Origin of the sequence: Mucilaginibacter sp. UYP27 (genome assembly GCF_040547175.1) — a bacterium.
GTDB lineage: Bacteria > Bacteroidota > Bacteroidia > Sphingobacteriales > Sphingobacteriaceae > Mucilaginibacter.
Window position 1 is genome coordinate 358,809 of sequence record NZ_JBEPPE010000003.1, and the last position, 17,706, is coordinate 376,514.

Here is a 17,706-nt window from a genome sequence, read left to right on the forward strand (position 1 = left end):
ACTCGAATTGAACGAATTTGCTTAATTGAAAGATTTTAAATTAATGTCTTGTCGGCCTCAGATTTCTAAAAATTAGGTTCAGACTTTGTCCCTTTTCAACGGCATGCTCATGCAGTGGAACCCACCGCGGGCACGGGATAGTTCGGCGCTTGGCATCAGTATCAGGGTATCTTTCATTTTTTCCGGGTCAATTTCGCCGCTTTCCATTTTGGGCAGCAGGTCGGTAACGTGGATCACCGCAAAACCACTTTGTTTAAAGGCTTCCACCGTTTTATCGTTCCGGTCGTACCCAACCACTACCCCATCTTTAAGGGCCAGCAGGTTGCAGCTATCCGTCCATTGTTCGCGGGCATCAAACGGGAATTCATCGTTACCCGAGTAAATGAATTTTGTAGGCTCGGTGCTTTCCAGGTCCTTTTGGCTAATGTTATCAAGCAGATCTTCCAACGTATTAAACGTTTTTGGTTTCTTATCCTTCCTAAACTGAACTATCTCGGGCTTGTCTTTATTCTTTTTATCGGCAAACCAGGCGATTGGTTCGCTTTGCGATTGCTCGGTTTCGGTGATAGTTAACGAGCGCAGCAGCACCCACACATTCCTTTTTACCTGGGTAAAAACGGTATCGATGTGCATATAATCGCGCTTATGCGGTATCTTCACAATCGTGATCTTATTTACCACATTATTCTCAAACAATAGTTTAATAGCCTCGTTGGCACCGCTGATTGACGTGCGTTCGCTGCAACCAATTATCAGGTGCTGCGGACTAACCATCATCACATCTCCGCCCTCGATAGTGGTTTTCTCCTCGTTCGCTTCGCCGGGGCGTAAAAAATGCTGCTTGTTTTCAGAGATTTCGATGATCTTCTCGCGGTAGCCGGTAAATAACTGATGATTAAAAAAGATATAGCGCATCAGCAACGTTTCGCGTGAGCGGGCCTTTTTGGCGGGTTTGTTGAGCAGGATATGATCGTTAATGGCAATACCCAGATCGCGCGAAAAGATAAGGTTAGGTATTGGCGCGAAGATCATCGTATCATCAGCCAGCGAGCCGGAGATAAAGATCTTAGCTAGTTCTACCGGGTCGGTATCTATCAATTGCAACTGTAGCTTGTAATTACAGCTTTCTATAGCGCAAACGGCAGCCACCAGTTTCTTGCGGATATCGGTTTGCTGCAGAATATCGCCCAGCAGGGTCTGGATCTCGATAACCTTTGTAGAACTATGGAATCCGGCGTTATCTGGTTTAAAAAAATCGCGGTTGGCTGCCTCGCTGTCTATCTCGGTCAGTTTACCTTTTATTTTATCGGGATCAAGAAAGTACATTAGCAACTTAATGTAGTAATCGTACTCCTTGCGGCGCATGGTATCCAGATGTACAATATCCTCAAAAAGCCAGTCCTGCGCCTTAGAGGGCACAACTTTGCCCAACCCGCTATCTGGGCTATGCACTAAAAGTGTGCGCAGGTTACCAATTTCAGATGTTACATCTATTTTAAAATCGTTGTCATTAAGTGTCATAAATGGTTATAAAGAAGAAACAAATCTATCGTTTTTAGTTGGAAAATACAGCCTCTCCCCGGCTCTCTCCTTCGGAGATCGTTCGGGTGAAGCTGTACTGTCCCACTTTTTTATAACATAGTGTGGAACACTTTCACAAAATATTGATTTACAATTAAATAAGAAATTTGAAAATAATTATTTAGTTAAAGCAATCATTTCAAATTCTATATTAACTATTTATTAGACAAATACTTATACAAAATATTAACCTGTCTCATTTTAAAAAAAGTGGGACACCGTGGGACACCTATTTTAAGCGGCTTTACAGGTGTTTTTCCAAAAAGACCATCAACTATGAAACATCAACCATAACTATTATTAATTTTGCGCGATGGATTTTATTATTGAGGCTGTTGTTGAGGCCGTTAAAGATTTATACCAAACCGATATTGCCGCCAAAGATGTAAGCCTGCAGGAAACCCGCAAAGATTTTGACGGGCAGGTTACGCTGGTAACCTTTCCCTATACTAAAGTATCGCGCAAAGGCCCTGAACAAACAGGCGCCGAAATTGGCGAATATCTGCAAAAAAAACTACCCGAAATCGCCTCTTTTAACGTTGTTAAAGGCTTTTTAAATATAGTAATTAACGATAGTTACTGGCTAAACACGCTGCGTACCCATATCCTTACGGATAACTTCGCGGTAGCAAAACCGAACGGCAAAAAGGTAATGGTAGAGTATTCCTCACCCAATACCAACAAGCCGCTCCACCTTGGGCACATCCGTAACAACCTGTTAGGTTTTTCGCTGTCGGAGATCCTGGATGCGGCAGGTTACGATGTGGTAAAAGCCAATTTGGTTAACGACCGCGGCATCCATATTTGTAAAAGTATGGTGGCCTGGCGCGAATTTGGACAGGGCGAGACCCCCGAAAGCAGCGGCTTAAAGGGCGACCATCTTGCCGGTAAATACTATGTTTGGTTTGATAAAGCCTATAAGCAACAGATATTGGAATTGGTTGAAGAAGGCCAAACCGAAGATGAAGCCAAAAAGAACGCCCCCCTGATAAAAGAGGCGCAAGCCATGCTTTTACAATGGGAACAAGGCGACGAGATGGTTATCAACCTATGGAAAACCATGAATGGCTGGGTTTACGAGGGCTTTGATGTTACTTATAAAACCCTTGGTGTTAGCTTTGATAAGTACTACTACGAAAGCAACACCTATTTATTAGGTAAAGATATTGTGGAAGAAGGCCTTGCAAACGGCGTGTTCTTTAAAAAAGAAGATGGATCTGTTTGGATAGACCTTACAGCGGATGGGCTCGACCAAAAACTTGTTCTGCGTGGCGATGGAACTTCGGTTTACATTACGCAGGACTTGGGTACCGCACAGCTAAAGTACGACGATTACCAGATGGACGAGTCTATCTATGTAGTGGGTAACGAACAGGATTATCACTTTAAAGTGCTGTTCCTGATTTTGCAAAAATTGGGTAAAACCTGGGCGCAGGGCCTGTATCACCTGTCATACGGCATGGTAGATCTTCCATCCGGCAAGATGAAAAGCCGTGAGGGAACGGTAGTTGATGCCGACGACCTGATGGCCGATATGTTTGGCACCGCTAAGGAAACTACCGAAGCAATGGGCAAAGTGGATGGCTTTAGCGAGGACGAGAAGAACAAGCTTTACCGCACCATTGGCATAGGTGCTTTAAAATACTTCCTGCTAAAGGTTGACCCTAAAAAACGGCTTTTATTCGACCCTAAAGAATCGATAGATTTCCAGGGGCATACCGGGCCTTTCATTCAATACACCCATGCCAGGATCAAATCGGTACTCAGCAGGGCCGGTTACGTTGCCGAAGCCGGCACCAACGATATTGCTGAACTGGATGGTGTAGAGCGCGACCTGATCGTGACCCTCACCAAATTCCCGCAATCCATTGCAGAAGCCGCCGCTAACCATAGCCCGGCGCTAATTGCTAACTACGTGTACGAACTGGCTAAAAACTACAACAAGTTTTACCACGAAAAGCCAATTATGCAAGCTGAAGAAGAAAATTTAAAGCAGTTCCGCTTACAACTATCGGCAGCATCAGCAAAGGTCATCAGCAAAGCAATGAGCCTGCTGGGGATAGATGTACCGGAGAGGATGTAAAAAAGATGTGCAGATATGCAGATTACAAATGTGCAGATGAGCTTCGGATAAAGCCACCTGCACATTTTTTTTATCTGCACATCTGCACATTGCCGTACTAAAAAAAATAAAAATGTTCAGGTAAACTTAAAACAAAGCATATCTGAACATCTCTTTTCATCTGCACATTCGCATATCTGCACATCCCAAATGTGCTGATGAACTTCGGATAAAGTCACCTGCACATTTTTATTATCTGCACATCTGCACATTCGCATATCTGCACATCCGTGGCTTACCTCCAGTGCCCTTTTCTCCAAACGTAACCCCTTGAGCCGCGTACCCAGTTACCTTGTACATACACACGGTTGGCATGTGGGCGCACATAATAGCCATTGCGATAAACGTAACGGCGACCGCTATACACCCATTCGCCGGGTACCCAATAGGCATTAGCATAAGGCGACGCAGGACGAACGTACACAGGTTCAACCGGTTGCTCGGCCACATAACCCTCAGTTGCACATGATGCCAGAAACAGCGATCCCGCCATTGCTGCCACTATTCCAAATTTTGATAATGTTTTCATCTGTAGATTGTTTTGGTAAATAAGTAAGACGGTCACAAAAGCAAATGGTTTATTGGGGGAAGTGAGTAGAGGTAAAGGGCGAAAGGTTAAAGGTATTAAAATTCGAAAACCGTGTTAACCCGGCTAATCGCAGAAACCCCTCCCCGCCCTCCCAAGGGAGGGAATTAAAAAATGCCAATAGCCTAACAATACCAATAAATGCGGCATAGTGTAACACACGGATAGCACCACAACTGATAAAGCACTAACGTACAAAGGGTGTTACCAAGCCGCGACTTTTCTTTGGTTCGTTTCTTTTGGGAGAAAAGAAATGAACATCCACTGACGATTCATGTTAATCATCGACCCATTCCTAACGAAGAACTAATTCGCGACTTGCCTAAGAAGATTGCCTTGAAATTGACGCGGTGTCGATAATTCAATTCCGTCATCCAAACATCACATCTGCATTTTTTTAAATAATTTCTACTAATTCCCTATACTTTGTATATATTTGAAACAGAAAAATGAAACAAATAGGATTTACATATCATAACAATCTGATTAACTGCTGTATGCGAGCAGAAACATCGTGGTTGTAAGTGTGTAAATAAATAATATCCGCCTCTTCAGCCACAGCAGAAGGGGTTTTTTTTTGAGATAACTAAATTACGTACCGAATATGCAGAGCTTCAGAACAGAACTGGAGAACCCGATAGTGGAACAAGACATCATTGACCTGGAAAGGAAGATCCGTGCGTTCCGCGACGGCAAGATACACGACGAAAAATTCCGCAGCCTGCGCCTTGCGCGTGGCGTTTATGGCCAAAGGCAGCCGGGCGTACAAATGGTGCGCATTAAATTGCCATTCGGTAAGGTTACCTTTAAGCAACTTTTAAAAATTGCCGATATATCTGACGAATATGGCAGCGGTAACCTCCACTTAACCACCCGTCAGGACATCCAGATCCATTACGTAAGCCTTGACCGCACACCTCAGTTATGGGCCGAACTGGAACAGGACGATATCACGCTTCGAGAAGCATGTGGAAACACGGTAAGGAATGTAACCTCGTCCCCTACTTCGGGCATCGACCCTTTGGAGCCGTTTGATGTTTCGCCGTACGCACAGGCAACGTTCGAATATTTTCTACGGAACCCAATCTGTCAGGAAATGGGAAGAAAGTTTAAAATTTCGTTCTCATCCAGCGATGCGGATACCGCTTTCTCTTACATCCATGATATTGGCGCGATACCTAAAATAAACGAGGCCGGCGAACGTGGTTTTAAAATTTTGTTAGGCGGCGGCCTGGGTGCCCAGCCCTTACTGGCAAGCCCGGTAGAGGACTTCCTGCCCGAGGATCAACTGATCCCTTACATAGAGGCCATAATCCGCGTGTTTGACCGTTACGGCGAACGTAATAACCGTAACAAGGCACGTTTAAAATACCTTATCCAAAAGATTGGATTAGAGGAAGTGCTTCGCCTTGCAAAAGAAGAACATACCGCCCTTAAGGTAAAAACCTATAAAATAAACCGTGATACCGTTCCGCAACCTCAAATCCCGGAACTTCTTACCCCGCACTCAGCAATAATCGAAAACCCATTGCGTTACGAGCAATGGCTGGCTACAAACGTATTTGAGCAAAAGCAAACCGGTTTTTACGGCGTGTATATTAAAGTTCCCGTAGGTGATATCCCAACCGCTAACGCCCGCAAATTGGTGGCTGCCATAAAACCCTACGTGGGCGACGAGATCCGCATTACCCAAAACCAGGGCTTGCTGTTGAAATTTGTCCGCAAGGAAGCATTGCCTGCTTTATACGCCGGCCTGCACGAGTTAGACATGGCAGCACCCGGCTTTGATAGCATGGCCGATGTAACTACCTGCCCCGGCACCGATACCTGTAACCTGGGCATCAGCAACAGCATGACCATGGCTAAGGTACTGGAGGATGTGATCTACAACGAATACGAAGACTTTATCTATAACCGCGAGATCAAGATCAAGATCAGCGGCTGTATGAATAGCTGCGGCCAGCATGGTTTGGCGCACATTGGTTTCCACGGCAGTTCGCTAAAAGCGGGCACCAAAGTATTACCATCTGTACAAGTGATGTTAGGTGGTGGCACCGTGGGCAACGGCGTTGGCCGCGCTGCAGAACGTGTGATTAAAGTGCCATCAAAACGTGCTACACATGCGTTAAGGTTTGTGTTGGACGACTATAAAACGTTATCTACAGAAGGCGAAACTTTCCACGCTTATTACGACAGGCAGGGTAAAGATTATTTTTACCGCCTGTTAAAACCCCTTGCCGACCTTACCACCTTAACCGACGATGAGTTTGTAGATTGGGGCCACCAGGAAACCTATGTATCGGCGATTGGTGTTGGCGAGTGTGCAGGTGTCATCATCGACCTGGTAGCTACGCTGCTGTTTGAAAGCGAAGAGAAACTGGGCTGGGCAAATGGCGCTTTCGAAAAAGGGTTATGGGCCGATGCCATCTACCATTCATACAATACCATGGTGAGCGCGGCTAAGGCATTATTGCTTGATAAGGGCGTAAATAGCAGCACCCAAACCGGCGTAATAAAAGAATTTGATAACAACTACGTAGCAACCGGCGATTTTGACCTTGAAGGTACTTTTAGCAACCTGGTGCTGCAAATAAATAAAAACGAACCATCCGAAGAATTTGCTACGGCCTACAAAAAACAGGCAACAGATTTTTTAGAAGCGGTAAAAACGAAGAGAGAGGCAGTGCTGCAATCATGATACATAACGAACCTAATAATATAAAAGTACCGCGCGTAACCCTTGTTGGCGCAGGCCCGGGCGATGCCGAGTTGATCACTTTAAAAGGCATTAAAGCCCTGCAAACTGCCGATGTGGTTTTGTACGATGCATTAGTGAACGACGAAATTTTAGACTTTGCCCCTGCTAACGCGGTAAAAGTTTACGTGGGCAAACGCTCCGGCGATCATTCGTTCTCACAAGATAATATTAACCGTTTAATGGTTGATTACGCTTTGAACTACGGCCATGTGGTGCGCTTAAAGGGCGGCGATCCGTTTGTATTTGGCCGCGGGCACGAAGAGTTGGATTTCGCCGCGGAGTATAACATCCCTACGCAGGTAGTACCGGGCATTTCAAGCTCTATTGGCGTACCGGGCTTGCAAGGCATTCCTGTTACCCATCGTGGATTGAGCGAAAGCTTTTGGGTGATAACAGGTACCACAACAGATGGCAAAATATCCGCGGACCTGTACGATGCCGCCAAAACTAATGCTACTATTGTGGTGTTGATGGGTATCCACAAGCTGGCAAAGATCGCGGAGATCTTTCAAAACGAAGGCAAAGGCCGGTTACCTGTCGCCGTAATACAAAGCGGCACCACCGTTAACGAAAAAGTTGTTGTTGGCGTTGCCGATACCATTGTGGCTTTAGCTTCAGAACAAGGTATCACCTCTCCTGCCCTGATTGTACTGGGCGAAGTGGTTTCCCTGCACCCAACATTTAAATTGGTAAAAGAAGTTTATGACGTTGTTGCCAAAGGATAATAGTTTAACAGACGTTCGGCCAACCGAAACGCAGGGCAACCAGTTGTTCCCCGTGTTTTTAAAGTTGAACAACCTGCATACCGTACTGGTTGGCGGGGGTAATGTTGGCCTGGAAAAGCTAACCGCCCTGCTCAACAACAGCCCGGCTGCCGCTGTTACTGTTATTTCTAAAGATTTTTTACAACAGGTGCATGCACTCGTAGCCCAGTATCCGCAGGTAAATATCGTGCAAAAATCTTTTGCAGATACCGACCTTGACCCTGCCGATATTGTTATTGCGGCTACCAACGACAGCGAACTAAATAAATACGTGCGCCAATCGGCACATGACCGTAAGCTGCTGATAAACGTCGCGGATAAACCCGAGCTTTGCGATTTTTACCTCGGTTCCATCGTACAAAAAGGCGATCTGAAGATCGCTATTTCTACCAACGGAAAATCGCCAACCATAGCCAAACGTTTAAAAGAAGTGCTGAGCCGGTCGTTACCCGGCGAACTTGATATTACCCTGCAGCAAATGGCCGAGGTGCGCAACACCCTGTCGGGCGATTTTACCCACAAAGTAAAAGAGCTTAACCGCGTTACCGAGATCTTGCTTGGCCCTAAAAAAGCACCGAGCAACAACCATATCAAACTGCTGGTTTGGGGTACATTTGTAGCTTTCTTGGCTGTAACTATTGTTGCCTTATGGCTTAAAGACCCGGCGTTTAAAAGTTACCTGGAGAACATTTCTCCTATGTTTTATTACTTCTTGGGGGCGGGTTTTGTGTTCGCGCTGATAGACGGGGCCATTGGCATGTCGTACGGGGTAACTTCTACAACGTTCTCCCTTTCTATGGGCATCCCTCCCGCTTCGGCGAGTATGGGTGTGCACTTGTCCGAGATCATGAGCAATGGTATCGCCGGCTGGATGCATTACCGCATGGGTAATGTAAACTGGAAGTTATTTAAACTATTGCTACTTCCCGGTATAATCGGCGCGGTAACGGGGGCATATCTGCTATCGTCGTTAGAACATTACGCGCAATACACAAAACCGTTAGTATCGGTTTACACACTTATATTAGGCACCGTTATCTTTAAAAAAGGTTTAGACCTTAAAAAGAAACGCACTACGGATAAGATCAAACACATACCGCTGCTTGGTTTAGGCGGTGGTTTTATTGATGCTGTTGGCGGTGGTGGCTGGGGTTCTATCGTGCTATCAACGCTGATAGCAGGCGGGCGCCATCCAAGGTTCTCGTTAGGTACGGTGAAACTATCAAGGTTTTTTATCGCGCTGATGGGTTCGTTAACGTTCATCACCATGCTTAACAGCGGGCATTGGGACGCGGTGGCGGGACTGGTTATCGGCAGTGCGTTGGCATCGCCTGTGGCGGCACGTATCTCTAACAAGATCTCGGCAAAAGCCATCATGCTGTCGGTATCGGTTATCGTTATCCTCATCAGCATCCGCAGTATTGTTAACTTTATTATAAAGGTGATATAATGGCCGATACTACCTACATATTGAAATTAGTAAACGGAAAAGACCCTGTGGACGCTTTACAAGCGCTTGCAGAACAGTTTGCCGGCAAGATCGTATTCTCTACCAGTTTTGGCTGGGAAGACCAGGTAATTTCGCACATGATATTTGCCAACAACATCCCCATAAAAGTTTTCACGCTAGAGACCGGCCGCCTGTTCCCCGAAACCTACTACGTGTGGAACCGCACCATGGAAATCTATGGCAAACCCATCCATGCTTACTACCCTGATAATAACCGGTTAGAGCAAATGGTGAACGCCAAAGGCCCAAACAGCTTTTACGAATCGGTAGAAAATCGTAAGGAATGTTGTGGCATCCGTAAGATAGAACCCCTGCACCGCGCGCTGGCAGGCAACCAATGTTGGATAACCGGCATCCGTGCCGAGCAATCGCCAAACCGCGAGGACATGAGCAACGTGGAATGGGACGAGGGCAACAAGCTTATTAAGTTCCACCCTATTTTTAATTTTAGTTTAGACGATGTAAAGGCTTACATCAAACAATATAATATACCCTACAATACATTGCATGACAAGGGCTTCCCCAGTATTGGCTGCCTGCCCTGCACAAGGGCGGTACAACCCGGCGAAGATTTTAGAGCCGGCCGCTGGTGGTGGGAAGACCAAAGCAAAAAAGAATGCGGTTTACATGCTGTACAGTTAAATGATTTAAAAGAATGAGTAAATACCGGTTAGATTACCTGGACGAATTGGAGGCAGAGGCCATTTATATTCTGCGCGAAGTAGCGGGGCAATTTGAAAAACCTGCGCTATTATTTAGCGGCGGTAAAGATTCTATCACCCTGGTGCATTTGGCGTTGAAGGCCTTTCGCCCGGGTAAGTTCCCTTTCCCGCTGGTGCATATTGATACAGGGCACAATTTTGAAGAGACCATTACCTACCGTGATGATATGATAGCCCGCATTGGCGAAAAACTGATCGTAGGGCACGTGCAGGATAGCATTAACGAAGGCAAAGTGATCGAACAAACTGGCAAAAATGCCAGTCGCAACCCTTTGCAAACCGTTACCTTGTTAGATACCATTGCCAAACATGGCTTTGATGCCTGTATTGGTGGTGCCCGCCGCGACGAAGAGAAAGCCCGCGCCAAGGAACGCATCTTTTCGGTACGAGATGAGTTTGGCCAGTGGGACCCGAAACGCCAGCGACCCGAGCTTTGGGATATTTACAACGGTAAAATTCACAAAGGCGAGAACGTACGCGTGTTCCCGATAAGCAACTGGACGGAGCTTGACGTGTGGAACTACATCCGCCGCGAAAATATACCCCTGCCTACCATATATTTTGCCCACCAGCGCGAGTGCATTACCCGCAACGGGCAGCTGATGGCAGCATCGCCTTTCCTGAATATGGATGAGGCCGACATCATTGAGCAAAAGAATGTACGTTTCCGTACCGTTGGCGACATGACCTGTACTGCGGCGGTAGAATCATACGCGTTTGAGATAGATGACATTATCGATGAGATAGCATCATCAAAAATAAGTGAACGCGGCGCCCGCATCGATGATAAAGTAAGCGAAGCCGCCATGGAAGACAGGAAAAAAGGGGGATACTTTTAGCCTCTCCCCGGCCCTCTCCTTCGGAGAGGGGGCTAAAATCTTCACCCTCGTTGCGTAGCAGAGAGGGTCGACCAGCGAAGCGTAGTCGGGGTGAGTAAACCAACCGAAGGCAATAAAATCTAAAATCGTAAATCTGATATCTAAAATCCAAAAATGGATATACTAAAATTTATAACCGCAGGCAGTGTAGACGATGGCAAAAGCACATTGATCGGTCGCCTGTTGTACGATAGCGAGGCTATCCTTGCTGATCAGCTGGAAGCCCTGCATGCATCAAACCGTAAAAACGACGACGGCTCCATTGACCTTGCCATATTAACCGACGGTCTTAAGGCCGAGCGCGAGCAGGGCATCACCATTGATGTGGCCTACAAATACTTCGAGACCGATAAACGCAAATTTATCATAGCCGATGCGCCCGGCCATATCCAGTACACCCGGAACATGGTTACCGGCGCAAGCAATGCCGCACTTGCCATTATCCTGATAGACGCCCGCAAAGGCGTTATCGAGCAAACCACCCGTCACTCCTTTTTAGTGTCGCTGTTGCAGATCCCTAAAGTGGTGGTTGCCGTTAACAAGATGGATATGGTTGATTACAGCGAAGAAGTGTTCAATAACATTGTAGCCGATTATAAAAAACTGGCCACCAAGGTTGGTTTGGATAACGTTACCTATATCCCGGTGAGCGCGCTTAAGGGCGATAATATCGTTTACCAATCATCAAACATCAGCTGGTACACCGGCGACAGCTTGCTGCAGCATTTAGAGAATGTGGAACTGACCATTGATGATGCCTCTGACCATGCACGTTTACCTGTACAATGGGTTATTCGCCCGCAAACCGATGCCTTGCACGATTACCGTGGTTACGCAGGCCGTGTCTCAAGCGGCTCGTTTAAGGTAAACGATAAGGTTACCGTTCTGCCATCGGGCTTTAGCTCCACCATCTCAAAAATTGAATTGTACGATAAACAACCTGAAGAAGCTTTAGCAGGGATGTCGGTAACGGTGCACCTTGCAGATAATATCGATATCAGTCGTGGCGATATCATCGTGAACAGCGCCGGCCAACCGCAGCTATCCAACGTGATCGAGACCGACCTTTGCTGGATGGATACCCGCCCACTGGATACCACCATGACCTACCTGGTGCAGCACAATACCAAAACCATCCGTTGCAAAATTCAGGAGATCATCTACAAGGTGAACATCAACACGCTTGAAAAAGACTTTGACGAAGATTTTAAACTGAATGACATTGGCCGCATCGTGATAAAAACAGCGGAGCCGCTGGCATTTGACCCATACCAGGTAAACAAAGCAAACGGCGGTGCCATTATCATAGATAGCCGCACTAATGTAACCGTAGGCGCGCTGATGCTGCGCCAGTCGGTAGCTTAAACAGAATAATTTCCAATTATTATATAAACCAGTTAAGTGAAGTAAGATCAACCCTGCGCGAGGTGCAACTCGTGCGGGGTTCTTGCATTTTAATACATCCCGTCATCCTGAACTTGTTTCAGGATCTCTCAGGATAGCTATTCGAATAAGCGTAGGCGGGGATTGTTAAATAAAAGTTTTTTTACCTTTAATTTGTTTCTAAGATCAATATATGCCTAAAAATTTAATCACATTATTAATTACAGTTGGAATTTTCCTCGGTTTACTTGCCTGTGATTCAAGCAAGAGTACCGCTAAAAAAAACACCACAAAGGAATTTGAAGGAATAATAACTTATCATGAAATAGTTAAGAACATTGATAGCACTTTTAACACGGACGACACCGTGCAACTTTTTTATTCTCATGGTAATTATGTTGCTATACACTCAGAAAAATCGCCAAAATTTCATTTAATCAAGGATTACTATTTTCACAATAAACCTTTGAGGTTATTGCTTTTCAACGACTCAGATACTTTACGAAAGTTGAATTTATATTATCCAACGGAAAAGCTAAATAGCTTTAAAGTGAAAAAAATAGCTGATCGGATATTATCACAACGATGTGAGAAAATTAATATCAGCACAAGTTATCCTGAAAAGGGATCAACAACTTATTCAGATTTTACTTTAGTTTTTTCGAGAGAATATCTGAATGTAGATAAAGAACATTTTAAAAAGTGGCGTTTAGGCTTTTTTAATAAAGTAATTGATGAATCCGGTGCCTTTTATCTAAAACTAAAAGCAGTGCATTTCGACAGTACGCACAAGAATATATTATCAAGCAAAACCTACGATGTTATATCAGTAAAAGAACAAGTCATCGATGCTGAGATATTCCAGATTGATGCGACTAAGATTAAATAATTTCACTCGCGCTTATTTAAGCGCAATATTATAAGTTGTAAAAATCAACGCATAAAAAAAGCGGGCAGCTCGCCCGCCCGCTTTTAGAAAAACTAAATTATACCTAAAAAACAAATAGGATCTTTGTAATAGCTTATAGTTAATGGTTGATAGTTCATCGATAATGTTCACTATAAACTATCAACCATAAACAATCTGCTATTTGCTCAGCAAGCCATCCAGCGTAACCGATGCGTAGTAAATACCACCAATGGTTGGGCCGCCTGCATATTGTATGTACCTTTTATTGAAAATATCAGTCGCGCCAATTTTAAACGTGGCGTTATAAACCGGCACGCGGAAAGTTACCTGTGCATCCACCGTATGGATAGCCGCAACGTTACCGGTTACCAGCGGGCTCTCCCACAAGAATTTTTGCTGCCATTTGTAAACCACGTTAAAGCCTACATTTTTCACCACCTCGCGGTTACCGAACGAGAAGTTACCGCTCCACTCCGGGGTGTTAAAGCCCGTTACGAAGATATCCGAGGTTTGCTGTGCCTTCAGTTTGTTAAAGCTTACGTTGCCCGATACTGTGTAACGCCTGTAAAAATTATAGCTTAACCCTGCCGATGAGCCGTAGTTGTTATACACGTTTTTAGCATTGGTGTACACCCGGTAACGGCTCTGGCCCGCGCTTGCCGCGTTGTTGGTGGTTGCGGTTGTAGGGTCGCGGTTAATATCCAGCATACTTAATACGGATGCATCTGAGCCAACAGTAGCCCCGTTCGGCACAAACACTTGCACCTGTCCTAAAAAGCCGTTGTAGCGGTTGGCATAAGCATCTATATCAAGAAAAACCTTGTTATCAAAAAAGATCCCTTTGTAACCAACTTCAAACGAGGTGATCTGCTCCGGTCGGGCCTTTGGCAGGTCGGCTACTTTTAGCAAGTCGCGGTTTGCTAAAGCGGTTGCATCATCGCCGGTTGTAGATTGTGCCTTTACCGCGGCGTTAAATGCTGTTACCGATTGCTGGGTGTAGCTGTTATTAAGGTAACCCAGGCCATCATTTATAAAATCTAAACTCCCCACACGTTTAACACGGCCATTGTTTACGTATGATAAAGCCTCGAACAGCGACGGGAAACGATACCCATTCTGGAACGTGAACCTAAAGTTATGATTTGGGTTTGGCGAGTAAACCGCTGCCAAACGCGGTGTAAACTTGGGGGCGAAATATGGGTTACGGTCCCAACGTACAGAGCCGAACAGTTTCAACTTTTCATCAAAAAAGGTTTTGGTAACCTGTGCGAACGCACCATACTTTTTGTAGGTAACATTATCGCCAAAGCTGCCATCGGCAAGCGGTGTGTTACGGTCGGCAATGGAACGGGTAAAGTCTACAAAATTATTACCATCCGGCGTTATCTGGTAAACGCGGAAATCGGCACCAACCAGCAGATCGATAAATTTAACGTGTTTGGTAAGGTCCCACTGGGCTTCGGCATTGTACATTTTACTTTTTTGAACCAGGGCGGCCCCACCTGTAACAGGTGCGTTAGGGATCAGGCTCGATTTAATATCCCAGTTATTAATGCCGATGATGGTTTGGCGCAGATCGTTAAAGGCTTCCGTACCGGGTTCTACCCTGCCAACATCCGCAGCAGCACGAGCCGCATCATTAGCAGCTGCGAGGTTTGCAGACGTAAGGGCACCCCCATGCGTATTGGCATAAGCCGTTAAAGCGTTTTTGTAGGATGTGCCCCATGCCGAGTTGCTGGCGTGGTTTAGGTCAAGGTTATCGGCCAGTGGTTTTACGTTGAACGATTTGCCTGTATTTTCAATAGATTCGTAAGCACGTACCAGGAAATCACTGCCTTTTAATTCTATTTTATGGTTTTGTACAGATGCACCATTCAGTGATATTTTGTTACCGCGTTGAAAAACACCATCCATGTTGCCATAGCGGTAAGTATATGATAATTGAGTGTGTGGGGTTATTTTGTAAGCCAGTGTACCATCCAGTTTTAGGTTAGTAACCTTAGGGTCTACCAGGTCCACTTCGTTATATCCGGTACGGGCAACGGTTAAATTAGGCCTTGCCACGCCGTCAACAACAATGCCTTTTATAGATACCGTGTTACTGCCGGCCAGCGCGTCATCGCCATACTTGTTCCAGCCATCGTAAGCAGCGTTGCTTGTGCCTGTAAGTTCGGGGTATGCCGGGTTGGCTGTCTTCAGGTTGCCGGAGTTTTGATCAAGGCGGGTATTTGATTGCCAATCTTTACCTGTTAAATAACTGGCGTTCACTTTAAAGGCAAATTTATCGTTCCAGGCTTTTGCGAAGCGGATGGCGGTTTCGTTGATAGCACTCGGGCTTACACCTATCCCATCCACGTGGTTTATGCCCGTGCGGTGGTAAAAGCTAAGTCCCTGCGATTTAAAGGGGTCTTTTGTGAACAGGTTAGATAAACCGTTAATGGCATTGGTACCATATAAAGCAGCCGCTGCGCCGGGGGTAATCTCTATACTGGCAATATCAAGTTCGGTGGGGCCAATGGCGTTACCAAGCGGCACACCAAGGGTTGCCGACTGCATATCCACGCCATCTGCCAGTTGCATAAACCTGAAATTATTGGGGCTGTTAAAACCACGGGTATTAGGTACTTTGAGGGTGATGCTGGTGGTGGTCATCTGCACACCTTTTACGTTTTCCAGCGCGTCGTAAAAACTTGGTCCGGGCGATTGTTTTAACGCCGTAATACTCAATTTTTCGATAGCTACCGGCGAACGCAGCAGCTTTTCTTCCCTGCGGGATGCGGTAACTACCACCTCGTTTATTAATAAGGCTTGTGTTGATAACTGGATATTTACCGCGCTGTTGGCATTGCGGATAGTAAACTCCTGTGTTTGGAAACCAACGGCGCTAAACACAAGCGTAAAAGGCAACTTGGCATTTGTTTGTAGGGTGAATTTCCCTGTAGTATCTGTAGCGGTACGGTTTTCGGTACCTTTTATGGATACGGTTGTGCCTATTAGTGGCTGGCCGTGGTCGTCGTTCACTTTACCGCTAAGGGCGTAATTCCCGTTAAGTTGGGCAGATGCCACAGCGGGGACAAGGGCTAAAAAGAGCGCAGTAAGTTTAAAGAAATTTCTAAAAGATTTCATGAAGTAAGGTTGAAAGAAAATTGTAAATGAGTTTGTTATGTGTTATTATCCGGGTGGAATTAACAACAACAGCATGCAGTTAGGCGCTGCATTCGTAACACTGAACTTGAAAGAAAGGCAATTAAATAATACATTGTCTATAGAATAAGTAGTCAAAAGTATCAAATCTTTTATGCGCTCCAAAAAAAATTACAATATTTTTAAAATAATATTTACCTCAAAGCTTAAAAAGCCGCCGTTTACACAGGAAAACCGTATTATTGTCGACTAAATTAATATACTTTAATGTCGTTCAATTACCGCCGCGTCATCGTTAAAATAGGATCGAATGTTATTACACGTACCGATGGACTGCCCGATGTGGAGCGCATTTCGCATTTGGTTGACCAGATTGCGGCCATTAAAAAACAAGGCATCGAGGTGATATTAGTATCCTCGGGCGCGGTGGCATCCGGCAGGAGTTTGATCTCGGTTTCCGAAAAGTCGGATGCCGTTGCTATTCGACAGCTGCTGGCATCTATCGGGCAGGTAAAGCTCATCAATACGTATTCGCAATTGTTCGAAAAATTTAAGATCCTGTGTTCGCAGGTATTGGTAACCAAAGAGGATTTCCGCGACCGGTTGCATTACCTTAATATGCGCAACTGCCTGGAGATACTGCTGCAACACCAGGTTATCCCCGTGATAAACGAGAATGATGTGGTATCGGTAACCGAACTCATGTTTACTGATAATGATGAACTGGCGGGGTTGATAGCCGCCATGCTGAACGCGCAGGCTTTAATTGTACTAAGCAACGTTGATGGCATTTATACCGGCGACCCAAAATTGGAAACTTCATACGTTATAGAAGTGGTTGGTGACCAAGGCTTAGATTTTGCCTCGTTTGTAAGCTCGGGCCGTTCGCAGTTTGGCCGTGGAGGGATGATCACCAAGTCTACCATCGCGCAAAAAACTGCTAAACTGGGCATTGCGGTGCACATCGCCAACGGCACCAAAGAAAACGTACTGACGGACGTGCTGGCAAACAAAACGGTACACACCCGCTTTACCCCTACCAAAAAAGCATCGGGCAAAAAGAAATGGATAGCCCATTCAGAAACCGCGGCTACAGGGGTAGTGCAGGTTAACGAGGGCGCTAAAACAGTGCTAATATCCAGCAAAGCATCCAGTTTGCTGCCGGTGGGCATCATCAATATCGTGTCCGAATTTAAAAAAGGCGAGATCATTAAGATTATCGACGAACAAAACAAAACCATAGGCCTTGGCCTGGCCGAATATGGTTCAGAAAAAGCGCGGGAACTAACCGGCCAAAAGAACCAGAAAGCCCTGGTACATTACGATTACCTTTATTTACAGGGATAAC

At 45.5% G+C, this 17,706-nt stretch carries 12 protein-coding genes; 9 read left to right on the top strand and 3 right to left on the bottom strand.

Annotated features, from left to right (window positions below; genetic code table 11):
- Window positions 1-78 precede the first annotated feature (78 nt).
- A complete protein-coding gene (locus ABIB39_RS13345) occupies window positions 79-1,521 on the bottom strand; it encodes an arginine deiminase family protein (RefSeq protein WP_354430653.1) in 1,443 nt (480 codons plus the stop codon).
- Between the two features lie 373 nt (window positions 1,522-1,894).
- On the opposite strand from ABIB39_RS13345, the gene argS reads away from it, so the two are divergent.
- The gene (gene argS, locus ABIB39_RS13350; protein WP_354430654.1) at window positions 1,895-3,664 is read left to right on the top strand and encodes an arginine--tRNA ligase; all 1,770 of its coding nucleotides are present in this window, start codon (window positions 1,895-1,897) and stop codon (window positions 3,662-3,664) included.
- Window positions 3,665-3,938: 274 nt separating this feature from the next.
- On the opposite strand, the gene ABIB39_RS13355 is transcribed toward argS, so the two are convergent.
- Complete coding sequence (locus tag ABIB39_RS13355) at window positions 3,939-4,232, bottom strand: hypothetical protein (protein ID WP_354430655.1); 294 nt, start codon at window positions 4,230-4,232, stop codon at window positions 3,939-3,941.
- A 661-nt stretch (window positions 4,233-4,893) separates the two neighbouring features.
- On the opposite strand from ABIB39_RS13355, the gene ABIB39_RS13360 reads away from it, so the two are divergent.
- From ABIB39_RS13360 to ABIB39_RS13390, 7 genes are all read left to right on the top strand, one after another.
- A complete protein-coding gene (locus ABIB39_RS13360; protein WP_354430656.1) occupies window positions 4,894-6,987 on the top strand; it encodes a ferredoxin-like domain-containing protein in 2,094 nt (697 codons plus the stop codon).
- Window positions 6,984-7,772 (top strand): uroporphyrinogen-III C-methyltransferase, encoded by a 789-nt coding sequence (gene cobA / locus ABIB39_RS13365; protein ID WP_354430657.1) that lies wholly within the window; start codon window positions 6,984-6,986, stop codon window positions 7,770-7,772. Before ABIB39_RS13360 ends, cobA begins: the two co-directional genes overlap by 4 nt.
- Window positions 7,750-9,261 carry a TSUP family transporter gene (locus ABIB39_RS13370; RefSeq protein ID WP_354430658.1) on the top strand — a complete coding sequence of 504 codons (1,512 nt, stop codon included), beginning with the start codon at window positions 7,750-7,752 and terminating at the stop codon, window positions 9,259-9,261. The genes cobA and ABIB39_RS13370 overlap by 23 nt, the downstream gene beginning before the upstream one ends.
- On the top strand, window positions 9,261-9,980 hold the full coding sequence (locus ABIB39_RS13375; protein ID WP_354430659.1) for a phosphoadenylyl-sulfate reductase: 720 nt from the start codon (window positions 9,261-9,263) through the stop codon (window positions 9,978-9,980). The genes ABIB39_RS13370 and ABIB39_RS13375 overlap by 1 nt, the downstream gene beginning before the upstream one ends.
- A complete protein-coding gene (cysD, locus tag ABIB39_RS13380; protein ID WP_354430660.1) occupies window positions 9,977-10,882 on the top strand; it encodes a sulfate adenylyltransferase subunit CysD in 906 nt (301 codons plus the stop codon). The genes ABIB39_RS13375 and cysD overlap by 4 nt, the downstream gene beginning before the upstream one ends.
- Before the next feature lie 153 nt (window positions 10,883-11,035).
- A complete protein-coding gene (locus ABIB39_RS13385) occupies window positions 11,036-12,286 on the top strand; it encodes a sulfate adenylyltransferase subunit 1 (protein WP_354430661.1) in 1,251 nt (416 codons plus the stop codon).
- 211 nt (window positions 12,287-12,497) lie between these two features.
- The gene (locus tag ABIB39_RS13390) at window positions 12,498-13,193 is read left to right on the top strand and encodes a hypothetical protein (RefSeq protein WP_354430662.1); all 696 of its coding nucleotides are present in this window, start codon (window positions 12,498-12,500) and stop codon (window positions 13,191-13,193) included.
- A 198-nt stretch (window positions 13,194-13,391) separates the two neighbouring features.
- Here ABIB39_RS13390 and ABIB39_RS13395 read toward each other — a convergent pair whose 3' ends face one another.
- Window positions 13,392-16,340, bottom strand: a complete 2,949-nt coding sequence (locus tag ABIB39_RS13395) for a TonB-dependent receptor (protein WP_354430663.1) — start codon at window positions 16,338-16,340, stop codon at window positions 13,392-13,394.
- Window positions 16,341-16,625: 285 nt separating this feature from the next.
- Between ABIB39_RS13395 and proB the strand changes: the two genes are divergently transcribed.
- Window positions 16,626-17,705, top strand: a complete 1,080-nt coding sequence (gene proB, locus ABIB39_RS13400; RefSeq protein ID WP_354430664.1) for a glutamate 5-kinase — start codon at window positions 16,626-16,628, stop codon at window positions 17,703-17,705.
- The last annotated feature ends 1 nt before the right edge of the window (window position 17,706 follow it).

What these genes read in the sequence shown, in the direction of transcription:
- ABIB39_RS13355 (WP_354430655.1), bottom strand. Translation starts at nt 4,232, where the DNA reads ATGAAAACATTATCAAAATTTGGAATAGTGGCAGCAATGGCGGGATCG.
- ABIB39_RS13360 (WP_354430656.1), top strand. Translation starts at nt 4,894, where the DNA reads ATGCAGAGCTTCAGAACAGAACTGGAGAACCCGATAGTGGAACAAGAC.
- ABIB39_RS13395 (WP_354430663.1), bottom strand. Translation starts at nt 16,340, where the DNA reads ATGAAATCTTTTAGAAATTTCTTTAAACTTACTGCGCTCTTTTTAGCC.
- ABIB39_RS13375 (WP_354430659.1), top strand. Translation starts at nt 9,261, where the DNA reads ATGGCCGATACTACCTACATATTGAAATTAGTAAACGGAAAAGACCCT.
- ABIB39_RS13390 (WP_354430662.1), top strand. Translation starts at nt 12,498, where the DNA reads ATGCCTAAAAATTTAATCACATTATTAATTACAGTTGGAATTTTCCTC.
- ABIB39_RS13345 (WP_354430653.1), bottom strand. Translation starts at nt 1,521, where the DNA reads ATGACACTTAATGACAACGATTTTAAAATAGATGTAACATCTGAAATT.
- cobA (WP_354430657.1), top strand. Translation starts at nt 6,984, where the DNA reads ATGATACATAACGAACCTAATAATATAAAAGTACCGCGCGTAACCCTT.
- ABIB39_RS13385 (WP_354430661.1), top strand. Translation starts at nt 11,036, where the DNA reads ATGGATATACTAAAATTTATAACCGCAGGCAGTGTAGACGATGGCAAA.
- cysD (WP_354430660.1), top strand. Translation starts at nt 9,977, where the DNA reads ATGAGTAAATACCGGTTAGATTACCTGGACGAATTGGAGGCAGAGGCC.
- proB (WP_354430664.1), top strand. Translation starts at nt 16,626, where the DNA reads ATGTCGTTCAATTACCGCCGCGTCATCGTTAAAATAGGATCGAATGTT.
- ABIB39_RS13370 (WP_354430658.1), top strand. Translation starts at nt 7,750, where the DNA reads ATGACGTTGTTGCCAAAGGATAATAGTTTAACAGACGTTCGGCCAACC.
- argS (WP_354430654.1), top strand. Translation starts at nt 1,895, where the DNA reads ATGGATTTTATTATTGAGGCTGTTGTTGAGGCCGTTAAAGATTTATAC.